The sequence below is a fragment of the Epilithonimonas bovis DSM 19482 genome, assembly GCF_900108115.1.
Lineage (GTDB): Bacteria > Bacteroidota > Bacteroidia > Flavobacteriales > Weeksellaceae > Epilithonimonas > Epilithonimonas bovis.
The window spans coordinates 38310-59659 of the sequence record NZ_FTPU01000020.1 but is presented as its reverse complement, the minus strand read 5'-3'; the positions used below and the strand labels follow the sequence as shown (position 1 = coordinate 59659).

Here is a 21350-nt window from a genome sequence, read left to right as displayed (position 1 = left end):
AGATGGTTTAAATTCCCGGTGGCAGAACGTATCCCGTTACTTATATCCCGAACAGACTGGCTTTTTGCAAATTGGCAGAAAAGCATTGAAACCAAATGATTCCAGCTGCTGAATCCTTTAGTATGTTTATCGGTTTGTTTACTTGCAACTAATTTATTGAATTTTGAACGGTCTAATTTTGCAATAATCTGAGAAAACAATGTTATATTTGGCATCAGAGGGACGAGTTTGGTTGTGCAACCTCAAAGATAATTTGAGATACTTAATTCAACCCTCTTTTTTTTGACTTTTTTTTAAACGTTTAGGACGCGATTGATTAAAAACTTAAAAACAACTTAAAAAATACAATTATTCCAAAATGGAATAGGAAATAAAATTTTTTCCTTACAAATTTGCTAAAGGTTTTCACGAGGAAAACTTAGAAGCAAATTAAAATTTTATACAAATGAAAAAATTAGAAATTTCCCAAATGGAGAATTTGCAAGGTGGACTTGCGCAGCCAAATTGTAAAGCATTAGCTTTTGGTATGGGAGTAGGATTAGCATTTGCAGAAACAGGCGTTGGTGCTGGTTTTGCCGGAGCTTGTTTTATCGCTTTAGCTTCTTACGGTTGTATTTAAAATAATCAATTCTGCAATAATTTAGTTTGAAAACAAACTAAATTATTGCAATTTTAAAAAAAATATCATGAGAAATAAAATATTTTATTTAATCCTTATAATATCATCGGGCATTAGCTATTTTTTATTTGTAAAAAAAATTAATAATCCTTTATTCGATGTACTTACTTTAACAATTTTTATCTGGTCTATTTCTAAGCTAGTAATTTATTTAAAAAAAAAAGATAGCAAAGAGCAAAATATTTGAACAAATTTCTCTATAATATATGAAAAATTTCATATTTTTCGTAAGTGTCTTTTTATGCTATTTTTTCTTGACATTTATTGAAAAAATTTACATTTCTACAGACTCGAAAATATTTGATTTTCTACAGACTCGAAAATATTTGATTTTCTATCAAAAAATTATCCAAGTGATGCCGTACAAGATTATATTCAAGGTCAAAAAAAATGGTGGTGGATATCTTACGCTGTTACGCCATTATTAATCGGCATCAAAGTTTTACTGGTTGCTTTTTGCCTTAATTTTATCAAGCTTTTGGACTTGGAAGGATTAGAAAAAGTAAAGTTTTCGGATTTTGTTTTTCTAGCACTTATTGCAGAATTTGTTTTTGTGATTGCAGGATTTTATAAGTTTGTCAATTTTCATTGGATCAATACAGACTATACTTTGGAAGATCTCCAAACCTACTATCCTATTTCACTCATCAACATTCGGGAACATATTTCTACAGAAAAATGGCTGGCTTATCCGTTACAATTGGTCAATCTTTTTGAGCTGTTCTATTGGGGAATTCTAGCCTGGGGCATTTATGAACTGTCTGACCAAAAAGTAAAACCTCTCAAATCTTTCGGATTAGTATCGTTGACTTATGGTATTGGATTAATATTCTGGACAGGGATTGTTTGTTTTTTAATTCTTAATTCTCAGTACTGATGAAAATTAAATTATCTAAAAAAAATCTAATATTTATAGGTCTTATCATTTGTAGTATTGGAAGTACTTATCTATTAATTGTTATGGGTTTGAATTGGAAAAATGACCTTCACGAACTCAAAGTCCCAATGTTTTGGATATTAATAACAATCTCATATTATTACAATTGGAAAACAAATGGAAAAAGAATAGCTAGCTCTTCCTGTGACATATTTTTTTCTTCACGCAGCTTTTTTATTTTAAAGCCTAGATCTTTTTCGGTCATTAGTTAGTTCATTTGTGAATAACAAAATTAAAAAATTATTTTTCATTAAAAACTTAAAAACAACTTAAAAAATACGATTATTCCAAAATGGAATAGGAAATATATAAGATTACCCACAAATTCGCTAAAGGTTTTCACGAGGAAAACTAAAAAATAAATTAAAATTTTATACAAATGAAAAAATTAGATGTTTTGCAAATGGAGAATCTACAAGGAGGAATCAATGTACATTTTGGATGTGCTTGTCTTGGATTAGCTGCTGGAATTGCTTCGGGAATGAATCCTATAGTAGGTGGATTAACAACACTGGGATGTTTAGAAACTGTTTCTCATCAGGATTAATTGAATGTCTAGCGGATACATAATTTGTATTATAATCATCATCATTGCTTTAGGATATCAACATAATTCTAAAAAGAAAAAGTAATTTCACATTCAACCATTGAACAGTGTTTTAATCATAAAGCACTGGATATGCAGATGGAGAGTTTGCAGGGAGGGAAAAGTTGCTTTTCTGAAAAAGTAGGTTCACCAAACGGTATAATTCTAATGGCTTTTTCAAGCTTTTTTGGTCCTGAAGCGACCGTAGTAGCATTAGGAGGCATTGCTCTAACTTGTATATAGAAAGCATTAGTATAGAATGGGAATTTAAAATTGATTTAAATTCCCATATTATTAACTTCTAAATTATTTATAATGAAAACAAAATTTTTGATTTTACTGCCATATTTATTATTATTTATATTCAGTTACTTTCTATTTTACAATAAGGAGTCGAAAGATTATCCTGATAATCATTTATATTTTTTAATATTAGCGTTTTTATTACCTGGTATTCTAAATTTCATCTTTCCCAAATTAAGAAATACAGGTTTTGGAACTTACAAATTTTTCCCTTATTTAGTTAACCTCTTTAAAAAGCGATAATTTTTCATTTGATTTATATGAGAAATTTTATAATATTCATAAGTCTATTTGCTTTTTATATATTTTTGATGTTTTTAGACAAAAACTACATTTCCACCAGCTCCAAAATAATTGATTTTCTTTCTAAAGATTACCCTAGTGAAGTCGTTCAAAACTATATGGAAAGCCAAAAAAACTGGCACTAATTGCAGTATGCAACAAACTTCTACGAATATGCTTCAGCGTAGTAAAAAACAAAACAGCTTTTCAACAGGATTTTCAAAATAAATTAAAAATTTTAACCTGAAAAATTTGCAGATTAACATAGAACATCGGGGCTAAGAAGTATGCCGAGGTTGTCTTAGTACAACAAGATATAGTAATTCTGAAACCCAAAACCAAATCATTATCTTTGCACCATGCAATTAGAACCAATCTTTCAAAAACTGCAGATTCAGGATATGAACCAAATGCAGCAGTCTACCTATAAAACCTCGGAAAACAACACCGATATTGTTCTGTTATCACCTACAGGTTCCGGGAAAACATTGGCATTCCTGTTTCCGGTCCTTAGAAATTTAAAGTCCGATATCAAAGGTATTCAGGCTTTGGTTCTGGTACCAGCAAGAGAATTGGCATTGCAAATAGAACAGGTTTTCAAAGCAATGGGAACAGATTTCAAGGTTTCTGTTGCTTATGGTGGACACGATAAAAAGATTGAAATTAATAATCTAACAGAGGCGCCGGCTGTCTTAATTGGAACACCGGGAAGGATCGCCTATCATTTAAAAAATGAGAATTTTGATCCATCAACGATCCAGACTTTGGTTTTGGATGAGTTCGACAAAGCTCTGGAATTAGGTTTCCAGGAGGATATGGATTTCATTATTAGTTCATTAAGCCATCTTAAACAAAGGATTTTAACCTCTGCAACAGCAATGGATGAGATTCCGAAATTCACTGGATTGGAAAATGAGAAAATCATTAATTTTCTAAAGTTGGGTGACAAAAAACCGGATATCCAGCTCAAAAAAGTGATGACCATCCCGGAAGAAAAACTTGACACATTATTCAGCCTGATCTGCAAAATCGGGAACAAAAGAACTTTGATCTTCTGCAATCACCGTGATGCTGTTGATCGTATCTCTGAGCTTTTACGAGAAAAAGGGATTGCCAGAGAAACCTTCCACGGCGGGATGGAACAGGACGAGCGCGAACGTGCGCTTTTGAAATTCAGGAATGATTCTGCAAGAATCCTGATCACCACAGATTTGGCTGCAAGAGGTTTGGACATCCCGGAAGTCGAATCTATTGTTCATTATCAATTGCCGCCAAAAGAAGATGCTTTTATCCACAGAAATGGCCGCACTGCCAGAATGAACGCCAAAGGTTTTGCTTACCTAATCATGACAGAAGACGAAAACTTCCCTTTCATTAAAAATGATACACCAGAAGAAAGCGTCTCTGGATTTGACCGCGTTCCCGAGCGTACACCCAATCAAACAATCTATATCAGCGCCGGAAAAAAAGATAAGGTAAACAAGGTGGATATTGTGGGCTATCTTATCAAAAAAGGCGGACTGGAAAAAGATGACATCGGACTTATTGAAGTAAAAGATACCACATCATACGTGGCTGTTAACAGAAAAAAAACAGTAGAACTTCTGAAAAAGCTAGCTAATGAAAAACTGAAAGGCAAAAAAGTAAAAATGGAGATTGCCTATTAATGAGCTATAATTTTTATATTTGTAATCTTCTTAAGTTTTTTGATTTAAATGAAACTCAACCTCCCGGACAAACTCTATTATTCTATTGGCGAAGTGGCCAGGGCATTTGATGTCAACACCTCGCTCATCCGGTATTGGGAGCAGGAATTCCCGATCATCAGACCAAAGAAAAATAAAAAAGGCAACCGCTATTTTACGCCGGAAGATATCAGCAATCTGAAGATTATTTATCATCTCGTAAAAGAAAAAGGTTACACGCTGGATGGTGCAAGAATAGCGCTTACTACCAATTCCAAAATATCAGAAACCATCACTATTATCGATCGGCTGGAGTTTATAAAGGCCGAACTCGTCAAACTAAAAAATTCACTAAACGATTGACTGTTTACGGTTTACCGTAATAATTATTGATTTTAAATTCCTAATTTTGGAGTAAACACACCTCCAAATGAAACCAAAATTACCTTTCCAGATCCGGAAAAGGCAGCTTATAAGCCTTGCTATTTTCGGAATCATGATTTTAGCCAGCCAACTTTTTTTCTCTGTTTACAGGAAAAATCAGGTCTACGAAACGCCTGACATCCATTTTATCGCCGCCGTTACACCAGAGATTACGCTTATCGATTTTAACCCCAACGATCTTGACGAAAAACAATGGAAAAATCTGGGCTTTACAGACCGGCAGATCAAGACAATTTTGAAATATAAAGATATCGTAGGCGGAAATTTTAAATCGAAAGCGCAATTCAAAAAGTGTTATGCAATTTCTGAAGAGAAATACCTATCCCTGGAAAAGTACATTATTCTGCCGGAAACCAATCTTGGGTTCAAAAATAAATCTTTCGATTCTAGACCATTTGAAAAGAAAAAGCTGAATATCAAAGGGAAATTCAATCCAGATTTGCTATCGCAAAAAGACTGGGAAAACTTAGGGTTTTCTGAGAAGCAGGCTGCAGCAATTTTAAAATACAAAAATTACCTTGGTGGCAGTTTTATAAGCAAAGAAAAGCTTAAGGAATGCTTTATTATTAATGATGTCCAGTTTTCGCAATTGTCTCCGTTTTTGATTTTACAGGAGAAAACACCGGAAAATTATGTCAATCGCTTCCCAAAACAAAAAGAAAAAGAACCGATAAAAATCAAAAATTATTTTGATCCCAATGAACTGAACGCCGACCAATGGCAAGCTTTAGGTTTTACGGAAAAGCAAGCCAATGTCATCGTCAATTACCGCGACAAAAACCTAAGAGGCAGCTTCAAATCCTTGGAAGATATCCAGAAATGTTTTGTGATCTCTGCAGATAAATTTGAAGAGATGAAACCTTGGATTAAACTGTCTGTATCGGCAAAAGGCAAAGATGAAAAATTGGCACTTCAGGAGAAAACAGACTTTGCGACAGTTGATCTTAATCAGATTAATTTCCGGCAGCTAAAGGAATTTGGTTTTACCGAGAAAGACGCTGCGATGATACTTTCTTTCCGCAAAAAACTGGGCGGTTTTATCAACAAGCAACAGCTATTGGAAACCTATGACATTGACCGCGCTACGGGAGAAAAGCTCATTTTTGTGGCCAAACTCAACAATGCAACTGTTACAAGATACGCTCTGAAAGATGCCCCTGAAGAATGGCTGAAAAGACATCCCTATTTCCGGTACTCGGCGGATAAAATCATCTATTACAGGATCACCAATCCGGATGACCGGAAAATCTGGAAATTCCTAAAACTAAAACCCGAATACGAAGAAAGGATGCGGCTTTATACTATCAATGATAGGTGATAAATATTCTGAATTTAATCAAAAGTTTTGCTGGAATCAGATAATAACGTATTTAATTCGTGCATCTCTTCATCGGTTAAATCCCGCCATTTGCCAACCGGCATATCGAGTTTGATATTCATAATCCTGATACGTTTCAGTTTTTTGACTTCATAACCGAGATATTCACACATTCTTCTGATCTGACGGTTGAGACCTTGCGTCAAAACAATGCGGAACGTCATAGTATCTATTTTTTCTACCTCACATTTTTTTGTAACGGTATCCAGAATTGGCACGCCATTTCTCATCTTATCCAGGAATTTTTCAGTAATCGGTTTGTCAACTCTTACAAGATATTCTTTCTCGTGGTTGTTTCTTGCTCTGAGGATTTTATTGACGATATCGCCATCAGAAGTCAATAAAATCAAGCCTTCACTTGGTTTATCCAGCCGCCCGATGGGGAAAATCCTCTTAGGATGATTGATATAATCTACAATATTATTCTTTTCTCGTTTGGTATCTGTGGTGCAGACAATACCGACAGGTTTATTAAAAGCGATATAAACAAAATCCTGTTCTGTTTTTTTGATGGACTTTCCGTCAACAAAGATTTCGTCCTCATCAGAAACTTTGGTTCCCAATTCCGGGATTTTCCCATTAATCGTAATCCTTCCTTCTTCCAAAAGTTTGTCAGCAGCCCTTCTGGAGCAATAGCCTACTTCGGAAAGGTATTTGTTAATTCTTATTTTTTCCATTAATCTTTGCCGTAAACCGTATAATTTTTGTTAGTAAAAATTGTTGCGCCAAAAGAAACACCTATAAAAACAGCACCTGATTTATCATAATTCTGGCTATAGATAAAAAACGAGATATCGCTGTTGAGTCTTTTGGAAAAAGACTCCAAATAGCCAATTTTCAGTCCGTAAAAATTGGTATTATTAACATTAGAATGATTGATCTGCGTACCATATTCCAGTTCCAAAAAACCTTTGTCATCATTGTTCCCGAAAAAAAACTTAGGTTGTACAACCCAATTGAGAAGGTGCTGGTTATTGGCAATAAAATTATACCTCAACCCTGTTCCCAAAGCAAAAAATGGTAATATATGATAACCTCCTACCACTCCCAAACCATAAGTAAAATCATTGGGAAGGTAAGGACTTACGTATTGCTGATAATAAGCATCATTTTTATGCTGGCTGTCTTTTATCGAATTTCCCAAATTATAACCCACTTGCACATTAGGACTGATGTAAAATCCCATCGTCTTACTTTTCGCCGTCTCCTGGGCAAAAGTATTTGTAATACCAATCAACGTCATAAAGAGTAAAAAATGCTTCATCCCCTATAAGTTTTCTGAAAAATGATAATCATTATCAAGATAATCCTGCGTGGCATTTTCTACGCGGTAATCTCCAATTTTTGTTCGCCTGAGTTGGGTCAGATAAGCACCAACGCCTAATTCCTGGCCAATATCGTGCGCCAGACTGCGGATATAAGTCCCTTTTGAGCATCCAACCGTGAAAGAAATAAATGGCAGATTAATTTCAATATCATTGATATAATGAATGGTGGTTTTCCGGGTTTTCATCTCAACTTCTTCACCTTTTCTGGCTAGGTCATAAGCGCGATTCCCATCAATTTTTATCGCTGAGAAAATAGGCGGCTTCTGATCAATCTCTCCAAGGAATTTATCTAAAGCCTGGTGTATTTGATCTTCGGTAATATGAGAAAAATCGGTTGGCAGCATTTCGGGTTTTTCGGTGTCATAAGATTCGGTTTGAACGCCAATTTTTATCTCTGTCCAATATTCTTTTGGCGCATCCTGAATCTCTGGAATCTTCTTTGTGAATTTTCCTGTGCAAACAATCAAAAGCCCTGTTGCTCTTGGATCCAGAGTTCCGGCATGACCAATTTTAAATTTTTTAGGAAGTTCTCTAAACTCTCTTTTAAGCTTATACTTCAACTTATTAACAGCCTGAAAACTGGTCCAATCCAGAGGTTTATCCAGTAAAAAAACATATCCTGATTGTAAATCTTCTGCTGTCACTTTTTGAGTTGTAATGTTTGAGAGTTATATTTTTTTTCTTTAATTATAAAATTTAGAATCTATCGTAGCCCGGCCTCACTTGTAACAAAGCGGGAACCCTTCGACAAGCTCAGGATAAACGAAGGCCGAAAATGCTGTCCAATTAATTTTATTTGAACCAATAAAAATAGATGAGCAAAGCCAAACCTACGAAAATACGGTACCAGCCCCAAGGCCGGAAGCCATACTTGTTAAGCAAAGCAATGAACGATTTAATGGCTATCCAAGCTACTATAAAAGCAACCAAATTTCCTACTATAAAAATAAGGATATGATCCTGTGAAGCCAAAATCATTTCGTATCCCTTTTGTGGGTTGGGCGTTTCTTTTCCCCACGTTTTCACAAAAACAGAATAAAGCGTAACGGCTAACATGGTAGGCACGGCCAGGAAAAATGAAAACTCGGCGGCGGCTTTTCGGGATAATCCCTGGGTCATACCACCAATGATGGATGCAGCACTCCTACTCGTTCCGGGCATCATGGCCAAACATTGCCAAAATCCTATGGTTATGGCTTTTTTTATTGTAATTTCTTTTTCGTCATGGATCACAGGATTCTTAAACCAATTATCCGCAAAAAGAAGGACAATCCCGCCAAGAACCAAAACGGACGAAATGGCAATCTGATTCCCAAGAACCGCTTCGATTTTATCATCCAGAAAGAAACCGATAATCAACGCCGGAAGCACCGCAAAAGCAAGCTTGATGTAAAACTGAAAATTACTGAAGTCGAAGAATTTTTTCCAGTAAGCAACCACCACAGATAGTATGGCTCCAAACTGAATAGAAACCTGAAACATCTTGAGAAATTCGGTTTCTTCGAGTCCCATCAGGCTGGCTGTGAAGCCCATGTGAGCGGTGGATGAGATAGGTAAATATTCTGTAAGACCTTCTACGATGGCGATAATTATCGCTTTGATCAAATCCATAATTGAGGTGTTTTTATGAATAAAAAACTTTGTCCCGAATGATCAGGACAAAGCTTTTATAGTATTTTTATAAGATTAATCTTTGTTTCTTTTTAGAATTGCAACTACCTGGATTATAAAACCGGCAATCACAAGAATTGGTGCTAATCTGATTCTTCTGAAGGAGAAAATAGCTTCATTCCAATAATTAGGATCAAATTTACCATCAGGCGTAGTGTTAGCGTCTGAACCCATCATGAGAACAAAACCCAACAGGATCAAACCCAATCCAATGAGCATCAGCTTAAAGTTTTTGTTCCCAAAATAAAATGCTTTTTTTTCTTCAGTCTTTGTGGGCTTGCCAAACTGATCTGCAGAAAATTTATTTGTTGTCTTTTTTGCCATTATTAAGAATAATACAGGTCATCTACATTGCTGCGTAAGAATCTCCAGGTTGCAAAGATAGTACTTGCAACGGTAATAAAAATACCCACAAATAAAATTATGAAAATCAAAACAATATACTGGTTGGTATCCTGTACAAATGGTGTCCCGATCTGGCTTGTAAAATAATACCAAACGCCTCCCAAAGCTGCAAGCCCTATAAATGCACCGATTAATCCTAATATCAGAGCCTCTTTGATAAAAGGTTTGAGGATAAAACGCCGCTTGGCACCCACAAGCTGCATGGTTTTGATAATAAATCTTTTGGAGAAAATCTTGAGCCGTATAGAATTGTTTATCAATACAATAGCTACTATCAGGAATAATATGGAAAATGCTAGAATCCAGGTAAGAATCCTGTTCAGATTATTATAAACATCAATGGTTAGCTGGTTGTCGTTAGCCACATCTTTTACGCCGGGTATGGCCTTAAGCTGGCTTACCACCCCATCTATTTTCGCTGGATCTACAAACTCTGGCTTAAGTGTAACTTCTACCGATGCCGGGAAAATATCTTCCTCAAACAGTGCATTGGCATCAATTCCCAATTGCTTTTTGGCTAATACAGTGGCCTGCTGTTTTGAGATGTACCTCGCTTGTTTTACATAATTCTGCTCTTTGATTTTTGCAAATGTTTCCTCCTGAAACTTAAGTGTCTTGGCAGAATCACGCGGATCAAGATATTCATCAAAATAAGCTTCTACTACCAATTGCTCCTTGATATAGTCCGAATATTTCTGAGCATTAATTAATATCAATCCAAAAAGTCCTACAAGGAACAAAACCAGTGAAATACTGATGACTACAGTAATGTTACTGGATCTTAATCTGCTTTTATTAAAGTCGTCAACGGTCTTTGGCATCCAAAAAATTTTTGCTAAAATAGAAATTTTCGTACAAAAAGCCGTGCTGTCCACTGTTAATAAAATCATAAAAACATGATGGCTAATTCCTTTTCTGAATTGCAGCCGGGAAGTAAATTCTAAATCGGCATTTTTCTTGTTTAGCCAGTTTACATTCGTCTTATTAATTTGCCGGGATTTGAAAATCCAATTGATAAATCATCGAACTCTGATTAAAAGTAGAGAAAAGAAGAGTCAAGACAGATGGAAATTAGGCGATTACGCATGACCACTAAAAATAAGTAAACTAACTATGAAAATTACCAGAAGAGCTTCCGGAAAAAATTTTGTTTACCTTGATAAAAACAAAGATCGCCTAAAAGATCCCGAAACAATAGACTATATCAAATCCCTTGTGATACCACCTGCCTGGAAAGATGTGGAAATCACGACCAACAAACGCGCAAAGATTTTAGCTTACGGACGGGACCAGAAAGGGCGAAAACAATATATTTATAATCCAAGATTCAGGGCCAGAAAAGATGCCGACAAATTTGACCGGATCCTTCATTTTGCAGAAAATCTCGAGCATATGCGACGGGTAACCGGACAACACCTGCGAAAGAAAAAGATGTCCCGGGAAAAAGTGCTGGCCGCCATGGTAAGGCTTCTGGATTCCGCCTACTTTCGCCCTGGAAGTCCAAAATATACTCAGCAGAACAAAAGTTATGGTCTCACCACCATCCGAAAAAAACACCTCACCATAGAAGGTGATGAGATGATATTTTCTTATAAAGGGAAATCAGGAAAATTCCAGGAAAAACACGTTATCAATTCAAAATTATCAAAGGTCATCAAACAGTTGGAAGCACTGCCCGGTTACAGGCTTTTTAAATATTATGATGAAAACGATGCATTGATTTTTGTAGAAAGTCAGGATCTCAACCAATATATAAAAGAGGTAATGGGAGAAGAATTCTCGGCCAAAGATTTCCGGACCTGGGCAGGAACCATGATCGCAGCCGGCATATTGGACGAATTGGGAATTTGCGAAAAAAAACAGCAAAAAGAATTAAAAATCAGGGTCCGAAACGCCATAGTTGCAGTTTCTGAAAAGTTGGGCAATACGCCTTCTGTAGCACGCGATTCTTACATAGATCCGAGAATTTTTGAGCATTATAAAAACGGACATACCATCCATTACTTCCAAAAGGAGATCAAAAAACTCCTGAAAAAAAATGAAAATTTGTCAGAAACCGAAGTCGGTGTACTTTATATGTTAAAATCTAAGCTAAAGACTTCGAAATCATAAGCCTGAAAAAAACATGAAAAAGATGACTAAGCGACGTGATTTTACTCAAATATATTAAGACAAAAGTTCTGATAAATTAATTTCAGAACTTTTGTTAACTGACAATCAAATCATTTGCTTTTTTACATCAATAAAGACCTAAAATTTTCCACCACACAGCTCCAACAACAGCGAAGACAATCAGATTAACGATACTCATTACAAAACCGATGCCCCACCAACTGCCCATCGTCACATAACCACTACCAAAAATAATTGGCGAAGTACCTGTGGCGTAATGCGTAAGGCACATCATGAGAGATCCGGCCGCCATCATCATTAGGTAAAAAGGCACTCTCAAACCAGGTTCTATGGTCTGCGATCCGACAATAAGAAAGGCAAGCATCATCGCAGAGATATGTGCCGTAGTACTGGCAAAAAAGTAATGCGAATAGAAGAAGACGCAAACCAATATTGCAAAAACAAGCAAACTTCCCAGATGCATACTCAACAACCAAACCTGAAAGTTATCTGAAAACCAGCTTATAATCCCGTGTTTATTCAGCTGATCGGCCATCATCACCAGCGCACCAAACCAGAAAAGGGTGTCCCAGGCACTTTTTTGTCCAAGGATTTCGTCCCAGTCCAGGATCCCGGTTATTATGAGTAAGAATAATCCAATTATTGCTGTAGTTGTAGGATTAACTATAAACATATCACCAAATAACATGGCCGGCACATCTGCCCAAAGTATGAGAAGCAATGCAAAAATGCCTAACATTAATTTTTCATTAAGTGATAGAGGCCCAAGTTCTTTAATTTTGTCTTTCGCGAAGGATGTGGCGTTAGGCGTTTCGGTAACCTCTGGTTTTGCAAGGAAGAATATGACCAGCGGCATTAGGAACATTGCAACCAAACCCGGCACAAGCATCGTTAGCGCCCACGTACTCCAGGTAATATGGAGCGAAGTCCCCGCCACCTTATTCACATATTCCATGACCAAAGGATTAGGCGCAGTGGCAGTTAAAAACATGGCAGAAGAAATGGGATTCGCATGGTAATTTACCAAAGCCAGGTAACGCCCTATCCTATTCTGAGTGCCATCTTCGGGTTTAGAATTAAAAGCCAGTGCGATAGATCTCATAATGGGATGGATTATAGCACCTCCTCTTGCCGTATTACTAGGTGTAAGAGGCGCCAGCAAGGTTTCGCAGAGTGCTAAAGCATAGCCAATACCTAAGGTTTTTTTACCAAAAACAGAAATAAAATAATAGCCAAGCCTCTCGCCCAAACGGGTTTTTATAATTCCGCGCGAAATCATTATAGCGATGACAATGAGCCAGATCAGCTCGTTAGAATAGCTTGCCAGCGCATCCTGTATTGCCATTTTGCTGGTTACAGGAAGTGCAGCGCCATTGGCATCTAAATGGGGAGCCGTTGCCTTGAATATCGCAACCAAAGCAATACCGAAAAGTGAAACAACACCCACGCTGGAAGCTTTCCCAATAATTGCAACAATAGATGCGACAAAAATTGCCAACATCGTCCACGCACTCTGAGACAAAGCATCTGGCTTTGGTATGAGCAAAACGAGAACAAAACTTACCAGCGATAATATCGCAGGAACCAAATTGAAATGAAGATAGAATTTCTCCTTAACTTCTTGTTGGAAATCTTTCATCTTTTTTATTTTTATACTGTAAATTTAAAACTACCCTTATTGATTTCTATAAAAAACGATATGACAAATAACATTTTTGCATCATATCATAGATTTAGTCAAATGATTACAAATCAATATTTTATTAATTAAGAAACCTTTGCTTTATGTTTAATATCATACAATAATGATAAGCAAATCCATCTTTACATTAAAATGATTTGTAATTTAATATCCAAAATGCTGAGAAAAAGATCTTAATGCAACTGACAAACTGAAACTTCTAAAAACTTCAGTAGAAAAATTCCCAAGTCAATTACTTAGACAGCAATTTAAAAACATCAGCTATTTTATGAATAAGGTCTGTTGGCAACATCGCTTCTTTTGAGAATTGTTCAGCAGCCAAATCTCCGGCCATCCCATGAAGCCAAACACCTAAAATACATGCGCTTTCAGGTTCGTATTTTTGGGAAATCAATGATGTTATAATACCGGTCAACACATCACCGCTGCCACCTTTTGCCATCCCGGAATTGCCCGTAATATTATAAAAAACTTGTCCTTGCGGGGTAACAACAGCCGTATGATGATCTTTGAGAACTATAAAAATCTGGTGTTCTTTAGCTTTTTTCTTTGCCAGATCCAGCCTTTCAAAAGAATCGTGGGTTTTGCCAAACAGGCGCCCAAACTCCAATGGATGTGGTGTTATAACTGAATTTTCCGGAATTAAATTCTGTTTTTTACTTTCTGCTAAGATATTAAGCGCATCAGCATCTAATACCACCGGGTTTTTATACGATTTTAGAAAGTCAAAAAGCGCCTGTTGTGTAAGTTTTTCTTTCCCTAAGCCTGGCCCAATGCCATAAACCGATTTTTCCTGAATCTCGAGTTTATCAATATAATTGTCGCCCGAGTTAACAAACATAGCTTCAGGAACCTGAGACTGCAAAATGCCATACCCGCAATCAGGAGCCATAGTGAAGGTTAATCCGCTACCGGTTCTGAGCGCTGCCAGAGTAGACATCAACACAGATCCCATTTTTCCATAACTGCCGCCAACCAATATGCTTTTACCAAAAGTGCCTTTGTTGCTAAAATCCGCTCTTGGTCTATAAATCGAACGGATCATTTGCCTATCGGCTACAAAAAAATCAGTTTTAGCGTCATCAATAAACTGTTGATCAAGGCCAATATCCAGCAATTCTATTGTGCCACAAAACCTCCCGGTCTCTGGATGCATAAAACTGCGCTTGTAAAACTGGAATGTAAGTGTAATATCCGCTTTGAAAACTGTAGAATTGTCGTCTGTCATCTTATCAGCATACAAACCCGAAGGGATATCAATCGCCAGTTTTGGCTGCCTGGAACTATTCAGCTGATCAACAACCGCTTTGACTCTGCCACTGAGATTTCTGTTGAGACCATAGCCGAAAAGCGCATCAATGATTAAGGAATTCTCATTATTATCCGGCAAAAACTTAGAAAAATATTTGAAAACAATACCACTGTTCTTTCTTATTTTTTTATAATTAATTTTTGCATCTTCCGAAAAGTCCTGTTTACCTCTGTCTATATAAACTTCTACATCGATGGCTTTTTCATACAACAGGCGTGCAACTGCAAACCCGTCGCCGCCATTATTGCCTTTTCCGCAGAATACCTGTACTTTTTTGATATTCTTCATATTATTGACAATCCACGATGCACATGCATTAGCCGCTTTCTCCATCAGCTGGATGGATGAGATGCCGGTTCTGATTGTGGTTTGGTCGCATTCTTTGATTTGAGGCGCTGAAAGGATCTTCATTTTACAAAAAGTTATTTCTCAAATTTAATCATTATAATTCTGACAAAAAATGAATTTACAAAGCATTTTAAATAAAAAAACAATATTTTTGTTTATTAATTAAAAAATACAACTATGGGATTTGTAAAAGAATTTAAAGAATTTGCATTCAAAGGGAATGTAGTCGATCTGGCAGTGGGTGTCATCATTGGTGGTGCATTTGGTGCGATTGTAAAATCTTTGGTAGATGATGTTATCACGCCATTATTGCTGACTCCGGCTCTTAAAGCGGCTGGTGCAGAGAATATCAAAGAATTATCATGGAATGGTGTTACTTATGGTAATTTCCTATCGTCAGTCATCAGTTTTCTGGTTATTGCTTTTGTGTTATTTTGGTTGATAAAACTAGCTAACAAAGTGACTAAAAAACCAGAAGAAGCACCAGCAGGGCCATCTTCTACAGATGCACTGTTAATGGAAATCCGTGATGAACTTAAAAAGAAATAGTCATCTATTATCATAAAAAAAATGCCACAATGTTGTGGCATTTTTTTTATTTCAGTAAATTGATTTCCAAGATATTGTTGTTCTTTTTCATCCGTTCAGACATTAGTTTTTCCTGAGATTTCATATAATCAGCTCCGTTTAAGCGATTCCCTGATTCGTCTGTCATATAAATCTCTCCTGCCAATGTTTTTTTCTTAAAATTGGCCAGCGGATCTTTTCTGTAAGCTTTATAAGCACTCTGATATTTTTTGTAATCTATTGCCACAGGTTTTTCTGATGCAAAACTAAAAAGATCCCTTTCGATAACATTATTTTTGATTCCTTTCAGTTCCATAAGATGGGATCCGGACCGGTCTTCGATCTTTACAATCAGCCCGGGCAATCCATAAAATTTATACGGACCGTCCTGGATTGGGATTTCTGCTGAGAACCAGGCGATCCAATGCCTGCCGGCAAAATCGGTTTCAGCTTTTTGAACATTCCAATTACCAATTTTAGTTTTTTCGGGTAATATTTTCCAGTCAAACTTCACCTGTTGGCTGGCATTATAAGGTGTCATGTCCAAAGTTACTATATGATTGATTCTGAAATCGGGATATGTTTTTAAGATCTTATAACCAACAACCCCCTGTTTGCCAGACATTGCAATAACATCATTATTATGAGCAGCTCTATTTTTCTTGAACTGGGCATCCATTATAGAATCATTCTGAAAAACATACTCGCTGTAGTACTGCGATCCTTTTTTATTAATATCCAAAACCATCAATTCAGACTTTTTGGTATCTGCATCGGTAGAATCTGTTTGGAATGTATAATCGTAATAAAATCTCTGGTTTTGTGAAAAAAGAAATGCTGATAGCAAAACTACTGTCAATAGAATTATCTGTCTCATGAGTTATTATTTTTTGAATTAATTTTCACTTAACAATGTCCAGCTCTATCCTATTATTATCCTTTTTGATTTGGTTTTTCAGGCGTTCCTCCTGCTCTTTTGCAAACTTGACAGAGTTGCTGTCTTTACCTGTCATAATAACTGTAGTACCGCCCATCTGCATCTGCCGGATGCCTTTTGTAGGATCGTTTTCATAATCTGACATTACTTTCTGAAACTGCTTTTGATTAACTGATACTTCTTTGGCATTAAATACGTTGATATCAAGATCACTATTAATATTCTTAATCCCTCTCAACTCCATCTTGTGGGAACCAGTTTGTCCTCAATTTTCACAATCAAACCTGGTAAACCATAGAATTTATACGGCCCATCCTGAATCGGTAAATCGATAGAAAACCATGCAATCCAGTGCCTGCCGGCGAAATCAGCTTCCGCTTTTTGGGCATTCCATTCTCCAATTTTCTCTTTGTCCGAGGCTATTTTCCAGTTGATTTTTCGGTCTTCTGAGATATTATAGGCATCCATTCCCAACCTGCGGTGGAGATTGACCTTGTAATCGGGATACGTTTTTGTCACCGAATATCTTACACTGCCAGCCTTCATGGGAGCCGTAATGTTGATAGTCCCATTTGCTTTTACCTGTCGTTCTATATCAGCTTTCATCAGGGAATCAGAATTAAAAACTGTGTAGCTATAATATTTGGAGCCATCTTTTGACGTATCCAGGTACATCATTTCCTTTTTTACATCCGCGACATTGGCAGAATCCGGGATTAATTGATACTCGTAGATAAATCTTTTATTCTGCCCAAACATAAGGGTACACAACATGATAAAATAGATTGTAAATAATTTGTTCATGGCTATTAATTTTAAAAGCCGGCGAACCGGCTCAAGTGTTATGAAAATAAAAATTGGATTACTTGGTAATGATACTGATAGACTTGCCACTTTCATTCTTAATGACACTCATTGATGAAATCAGATTAGGGTCAATTTTTTGTATTTCTACTCTATCTGTCAACTTCCCATTGATATAGATATTAGTTAAATTATCATTGGAAGCCAACCCATCATTATCAAGGATAATCACTTGATTCGACCTGCTTACCCTTTGTGGTGCTGTAAAAACATTGACATTAGAAACCTTTGACCTGGGAGAATCCGATAGAGACTTAAAACTGATAGTCCTGGGACGGTTCTGCCACATTTCTTTATTTAACTCCTGCTGTTTTAGCCAAAGTTTTTTCTGATCTTCCTGCAATTCTTTTTGTTTTTCCTTAAGCTCCTTTCTTTTTTTCTCCAGCTTTCTAAGCTCTTTAAGAGTCAGATGAGATTTTGCATTATTGAAAAAGAAATCATCTGAAAAACTATAAGTAAAGTTGCTGGGAAGATCTCTCATTATTTTAAGTTCTTCATTCGTAGGAACCCGGCCGTAAGAGACAGTCCCATCAGAGAACGCATTTTTGCCATATTGGTCTTTTATCATTTTCTGAAACTGCTCATCCGTATAGATTTTACCAAATTTATCACCCACTTCTTGAGCTCTTTTTTGCACTTCCTGAATCATTTTTTGAAACTCCGGTGAGTTAACTCTCGCTTCCGCTTCCTTAGCGCGCTTGTCTACATCAGCAATCCTCTTTTTGAACTCCGGCGAATTGAGCATCTTTTCCGTTTCCCTGGCACGTTTTTCCGCATCTGCAATCCTCTTTTTGAATTCTGGGGAATTGGCTTTTTTCTCTATGTCAGCATACCTTTTATTCCACTCCGGCGAATCATAGATTTTAGCAATAGCATCAGCATTTTTTTCTAATTCTTTTTGATTAATTTTAAAATTGTCAGAACTGACAATCCCGTCTATTTGGGTGCCAAGCTGATCAATTTCATTTTCCAGCGCCTCAAATTCCGGCGAATCCGTTTTCTTAGCCTTGGACAGAGCTTTCAACTGCTGGCTTTTCTCATTAATTTTTTTACTTAGTGCAGCAATCTTCAGATTGTCCTCCTGCAGCGCATCGCCGTGCATTTTCAGTTTGGACTGATGATCTTTTGCCAAGCTGTCTAATGCAACCGTAGAGGAAGGTTTGATAGTATCCGTTTTTAACTGTTCTACCGCCAGCTCTATGGCTTTGTTGGTTTCTTTGATCTCTATATTTTTAGCATTCACCATATAGGCAAATACCATCAAAAATAAAATCGGCAGCGCAAAAAGTTTGCGTGCATAGCTGTACTTGGTTTTGTTTTTTGTAAGCATTGTAAGTCTTTTTTTGAGGTTAGAAGATAAAAACGGACTTGTAACAGGTAAAACCGAACCAGAGAAATGACTCTCCAGCAGCATCTGTGCAAATGCTTTGGTGTCCGATTTTTTCACCGCTTTCTTGTCCGCCAAGTATTCGTGAATAAGATTGATTTCTTTGCTGATAAAGTAAAACACAGGGTTGAACCAGAAAATGGATTTTACAACTTGCATCAGGAGCTTATCCCAGCTGTGTTTCTGTTCTATATGCACCATCTCGTGTTTCAAAATCTGTTGCCCCACAGGAGAATTGATCTCTATTGATCTCTTCCAGAACAGATTTCTGAAGAATGAAAAAGGTGCGTTATTAAGGTTCGTCTGATAAAAATTGATTCCCCGGATTGTTTCATTCGGGAACTTGTTTTTCATCGAATTGATTTTTAAAATCCCTATAATGAGGCGGATTAAAAGAGCGACTGAAACCACTCCAGTAATTGCATAAAAAATCGAATAAATAGTGATATCATAGTTCGCAGTTGTTTGTAATTGATTTTGATTAAACTGGCTGAGCAGCACATACAAATTCTTATTGGTCTCTATCGTGAAATACGAAACCTTTATAAGCGGCAAAACCAGACTTATAATAACCGACAAAAGCAGGTAAAACCGATTGTAATGATGAAAAGTTTTATCCTTCAAAAAAAGCAGATAATAAGCAAACATCACTGCAGAGCAGATGATAACTTTGCCCAGATACAATAGCGTAGGTTCCATTATTCCTTATTTTTAAGTTCATTTAATAAGAGTTCCAGATCTTGTACACTGATTTCATTTTCTTCTACCAAAAACGAAACAGCATTGGTGTAAGAGCCTTCAAAATAATTCTTAACCAGGCTTCTGATAGACCGGCCACTATAACTTTCTTTACTCACAATAGGGAAATACTCGTGCTGCCGGCCAAACGTCTTGTAATTCACAAAACCTTTTTCCATCAGTATTTTCAGAATGGTAGAGATAGTATTGGTGTGCGGTTTTGGCTCAGGAAACAATTCTAAAACGTCTTTTAAAAATCCTTTCTCTATCTGCCAAAGATATTGCATCACCTGTTCTTCTGCTTTGGTTAACTTATTCATTTTCTTTTACTTTAAACAATCAATCTTATATCACTAAAAACTTAGTAATACAAATGTAGAATTATTTTTTTATTGTACAACTATTTTTATAGTTAAAAGGCGTTAAAAATAATAACCAATTGATTTACAGTCATTAAAATAATTAATTTCACTAAGTTAGTAAAAAAACCAAAATAAAGCTTGCTTACTAAAATTATTACCTTACATTTGCAATCCAATATCGCGAGGTAGAGCAGTAGGTAGCTCGTCGGGCTCATAACCCGGAGGTCGCACGTTCGAGTCGTGTCCTCGCAACCAAACTAAGAGAATCAATTATTTGATTCTCTTTTTTTTTTCAAAAATTACAAATTCACCTGTTGAATTAATTAATATATCCTTTCACAGACTTTGCGAATTAATCAGAATTCTTATTTGTAAAATTTTGTTTAATCTGCGGAAATTTAGAATTCAATACCTCAGTAAAAAATAAAAACACTAATTAACTTGACTTGTAAAGAAAATATCGTATATTTGCAGAACAATATCGCGAGGTAGAGCAGTAGGTAGCTCGTCGGGCTCATAACCCGGAGGTCGCACGTTCGAGTCGTGTCCTCGCAACCAAACTAAGAGAATCAATTTTTTGATTCTCTTTTTTTTATAAATACTGTAACCCATTAAAAATTCGGCTCCGCAGAAAGGGTTTTTAATTGATTATCAAATTCTTTAAATAAATTCGTAAATTTGGTTATGGCAAAAATCCTAAAAATATATCCGCAAAATCCCCAAGAAAATTTGATTGACGAAGCTGTAAAAGTTTTACAAAACGGTGGTGTCATTATTTATCCTTCGGATACCATCTACACTATCGGCTGTGATATTTATAATCACAAAGCGATGGAAAGGCTGGCACAGATCAAAGGGATCAAGCTGGACAAACACCAATTTTCTATTATCTGTAACGATCTCAGCCACCTGTCCGAATTTACAAAACCTATCGAGACATCAACTTTTAGGTTTCTGAAAAACCATTTACCCGGTGCATTTACATTTATTTTGGAAGCCAACAGAAATCTGCCAACCACTTATAAAGGCCGGAAAACCGTGGGAATCCGTGTCCCAGATCATATTGTTCCCCAAATGCTGGTTGAGAAATTGGGACATCCGATTGTATCTACATCCATTCACGATGATGACGAAATTTTGGAATATTCTACAGACCCGGAACTGATAGCCGAGAAATATGACAAACTCGTAGACATTGTTATTGACTCCGGTTATGGCGACAACAACGCCTCCACGATCGTAGACCTGACTACCGGCGAACCGGAAATCATCCGACAAGGGAAAGGGATTTTGTAATTATTG

The 21350-nt window shown here is 36.5% G+C and carries 24 protein-coding genes and 2 tRNA genes; 11 read left to right on the top strand and 15 right to left on the bottom strand.

Going from position 1 to position 21350, the window contains the following annotated elements; translation table 11 throughout:
* A partial coding sequence (locus B0B05_RS09890; RefSeq protein WP_143745994.1) for a DUF4372 domain-containing protein occupies nt 1-215 on the bottom strand: 215 nt, incomplete at its 3' end.
* A gap of 230 nt (nt 216-445) precedes the next feature.
* Here B0B05_RS09890 and B0B05_RS16595 point away from each other — a divergent pair.
* Together B0B05_RS16595 and B0B05_RS09880 are read left to right on the top strand one after the other, a co-directional pair.
* The gene (locus B0B05_RS16595; RefSeq protein WP_159435872.1) at nt 446-619 is read left to right on the top strand and encodes a hypothetical protein; all 174 of its coding nucleotides are present in this window, start codon (nt 446-448) and stop codon (nt 617-619) included.
* Between the two features lie 544 nt (nt 620-1163).
* Nucleotides 1164-1556: a hypothetical protein gene (locus tag B0B05_RS09880; RefSeq protein ID WP_143745993.1), complete on the top strand. Its 393-nt coding sequence runs from the start codon at nt 1164-1166 to the stop codon at nt 1554-1556.
* A 160-nt stretch (nt 1557-1716) separates the two neighbouring features.
* Here the strand turns inward: B0B05_RS09880 and B0B05_RS17020 are convergent, their stop codons facing one another.
* A complete protein-coding gene (locus tag B0B05_RS17020; protein WP_173786362.1) occupies nt 1717-1821 on the bottom strand; it encodes a helix-turn-helix transcriptional regulator in 105 nt (34 codons plus the stop codon).
* 174 nt (nt 1822-1995) lie between these two features.
* On the opposite strand from B0B05_RS17020, the gene B0B05_RS16590 reads away from it, so the two are divergent.
* The 4 genes from B0B05_RS16590 (at nt 1996) to B0B05_RS09865 (ending at nt 6234) form a co-directional block, all read left to right on the top strand.
* Nucleotides 1996-2163 (top strand): hypothetical protein, encoded by a 168-nt coding sequence (locus B0B05_RS16590; RefSeq protein WP_159435870.1) that lies wholly within the window; start codon nt 1996-1998, stop codon nt 2161-2163.
* Between the two features lie 983 nt (nt 2164-3146).
* A complete protein-coding gene (locus B0B05_RS09875; protein ID WP_076783485.1) occupies nt 3147-4454 on the top strand; it encodes a DEAD/DEAH box helicase in 1308 nt (435 codons plus the stop codon).
* A 48-nt stretch (nt 4455-4502) separates the two neighbouring features.
* A complete protein-coding gene (locus B0B05_RS09870; protein ID WP_076783484.1) occupies nt 4503-4835 on the top strand; it encodes a MerR family transcriptional regulator in 333 nt (110 codons plus the stop codon).
* 67 nt (nt 4836-4902) lie between these two features.
* The gene (locus B0B05_RS09865; RefSeq protein ID WP_076783483.1) at nt 4903-6234 is read left to right on the top strand and encodes a ComEA family DNA-binding protein; all 1332 of its coding nucleotides are present in this window, start codon (nt 4903-4905) and stop codon (nt 6232-6234) included.
* Between the two features lie 14 nt (nt 6235-6248).
* Here the strand turns inward: B0B05_RS09865 and rluF are convergent, their stop codons facing one another.
* The 6 genes from rluF to B0B05_RS09835 form a co-directional block, all read right to left on the bottom strand.
* Nucleotides 6249-6971: a 23S rRNA pseudouridine(2604) synthase RluF gene (rluF, locus tag B0B05_RS09860; RefSeq protein WP_076783482.1), complete on the bottom strand. Its 723-nt coding sequence runs from the start codon at nt 6969-6971 to the stop codon at nt 6249-6251.
* Nucleotides 6971-7558 (bottom strand): hypothetical protein, encoded by a 588-nt coding sequence (locus B0B05_RS09855; RefSeq protein WP_076783481.1) that lies wholly within the window; start codon nt 7556-7558, stop codon nt 6971-6973. The genes rluF and B0B05_RS09855 overlap by 1 nt, the downstream gene beginning before the upstream one ends.
* 3 nt (nt 7559-7561) lie before the next feature.
* On the bottom strand, nt 7562-8266 hold the full coding sequence (gene truB / locus B0B05_RS09850; protein WP_076783480.1) for a tRNA pseudouridine(55) synthase TruB: 705 nt from the start codon (nt 8264-8266) through the stop codon (nt 7562-7564).
* A gap of 148 nt (nt 8267-8414) precedes the next feature.
* Entirely contained in the window at nt 8415-9233 is an 819-nt protein-coding gene (locus B0B05_RS09845; protein WP_076783479.1) for an undecaprenyl-diphosphate phosphatase, read from the bottom strand.
* A gap of 75 nt (nt 9234-9308) precedes the next feature.
* Nucleotides 9309-9617 carry a DUF3098 domain-containing protein gene (locus tag B0B05_RS09840; RefSeq protein WP_076783478.1) on the bottom strand — a complete coding sequence of 103 codons (309 nt, stop codon included), beginning with the start codon at nt 9615-9617 and terminating at the stop codon, nt 9309-9311.
* A 2-nt stretch (nt 9618-9619) separates the two neighbouring features.
* Nucleotides 9620-10519 (bottom strand): cell division protein FtsX, encoded by a 900-nt coding sequence (locus tag B0B05_RS09835; protein WP_076783490.1) that lies wholly within the window; start codon nt 10517-10519, stop codon nt 9620-9622.
* A gap of 292 nt (nt 10520-10811) precedes the next feature.
* Between B0B05_RS09835 and B0B05_RS09830 the strand changes: the two genes are divergently transcribed.
* The gene (locus B0B05_RS09830) at nt 10812-11810 is read left to right on the top strand and encodes a DNA topoisomerase IB (protein WP_076783477.1); all 999 of its coding nucleotides are present in this window, start codon (nt 10812-10814) and stop codon (nt 11808-11810) included.
* A gap of 127 nt (nt 11811-11937) precedes the next feature.
* Here the strand turns inward: B0B05_RS09830 and B0B05_RS09825 are convergent, their stop codons facing one another.
* Nucleotides 11938-13470: a DASS family sodium-coupled anion symporter gene (locus B0B05_RS09825; protein ID WP_076783476.1), complete on the bottom strand. Its 1533-nt coding sequence runs from the start codon at nt 13468-13470 to the stop codon at nt 11938-11940.
* 295 nt (nt 13471-13765) lie between these two features.
* Nucleotides 13766-15256, bottom strand: coding sequence for a bifunctional ADP-dependent NAD(P)H-hydrate dehydratase/NAD(P)H-hydrate epimerase (locus tag B0B05_RS09820; protein ID WP_076783475.1), 1491 nt, complete (start codon nt 15254-15256; stop codon nt 13766-13768).
* Nucleotides 15257-15370: 114 nt separating this feature from the next.
* Here B0B05_RS09820 and mscL point away from each other — a divergent pair, with 114 nt between their 5' ends.
* Nucleotides 15371-15742 carry a large conductance mechanosensitive channel protein MscL gene (gene mscL / locus B0B05_RS09815; RefSeq protein ID WP_076783474.1) on the top strand — a complete coding sequence of 124 codons (372 nt, stop codon included), beginning with the start codon at nt 15371-15373 and terminating at the stop codon, nt 15740-15742.
* A gap of 46 nt (nt 15743-15788) precedes the next feature.
* On the opposite strand, the gene B0B05_RS09810 is transcribed toward mscL, so the two are convergent.
* From B0B05_RS09810 to B0B05_RS09795, 5 genes are read right to left on the bottom strand one after another with little or no spacing between them, the layout of a single operon-like run.
* Nucleotides 15789-16637 carry a GLPGLI family protein gene (locus tag B0B05_RS09810; protein ID WP_076783473.1) on the bottom strand — a complete coding sequence of 283 codons (849 nt, stop codon included), beginning with the start codon at nt 16635-16637 and terminating at the stop codon, nt 15789-15791.
* Nucleotides 16638-16662: 25 nt separating this feature from the next.
* Nucleotides 16663-16935, bottom strand: coding sequence for a hypothetical protein (locus B0B05_RS16925; protein WP_245799294.1), 273 nt, complete (start codon nt 16933-16935; stop codon nt 16663-16665).
* The gene (locus tag B0B05_RS09805) at nt 16932-17501 is read right to left on the bottom strand and encodes a GLPGLI family protein (RefSeq protein WP_245799292.1); all 570 of its coding nucleotides are present in this window, start codon (nt 17499-17501) and stop codon (nt 16932-16934) included. Before B0B05_RS09805 ends, B0B05_RS16925 begins: the two co-directional genes overlap by 4 nt.
* 58 nt (nt 17502-17559) lie before the next feature.
* A complete protein-coding gene (locus B0B05_RS09800; protein ID WP_076783472.1) occupies nt 17560-19647 on the bottom strand; it encodes a M56 family metallopeptidase in 2088 nt (695 codons plus the stop codon).
* On the bottom strand, nt 19647-20006 hold the full coding sequence (locus B0B05_RS09795; RefSeq protein ID WP_076783471.1) for a BlaI/MecI/CopY family transcriptional regulator: 360 nt from the start codon (nt 20004-20006) through the stop codon (nt 19647-19649). Before B0B05_RS09795 ends, B0B05_RS09800 begins: the two co-directional genes overlap by 1 nt.
* 221 nt (nt 20007-20227) lie before the next feature.
* Between B0B05_RS09795 and B0B05_RS09790 the strand changes: the two genes are divergently transcribed.
* The 3 genes from B0B05_RS09790 (at nt 20228) to B0B05_RS09780 (ending at nt 21344) form a co-directional block, all read left to right on the top strand.
* Nucleotides 20228-20303 (top strand) — tRNA-Met (locus B0B05_RS09790).
* Between the two features lie 227 nt (nt 20304-20530).
* Nucleotides 20531-20606, top strand: a tRNA-Met gene (locus B0B05_RS09785).
* Nucleotides 20607-20732: 126 nt separating this feature from the next.
* Complete coding sequence (locus tag B0B05_RS09780) at nt 20733-21344, top strand: L-threonylcarbamoyladenylate synthase (protein WP_076783470.1); 612 nt, start codon at nt 20733-20735, stop codon at nt 21342-21344.
* Nucleotides 21345-21350: the final 6 nt, after the last annotated feature.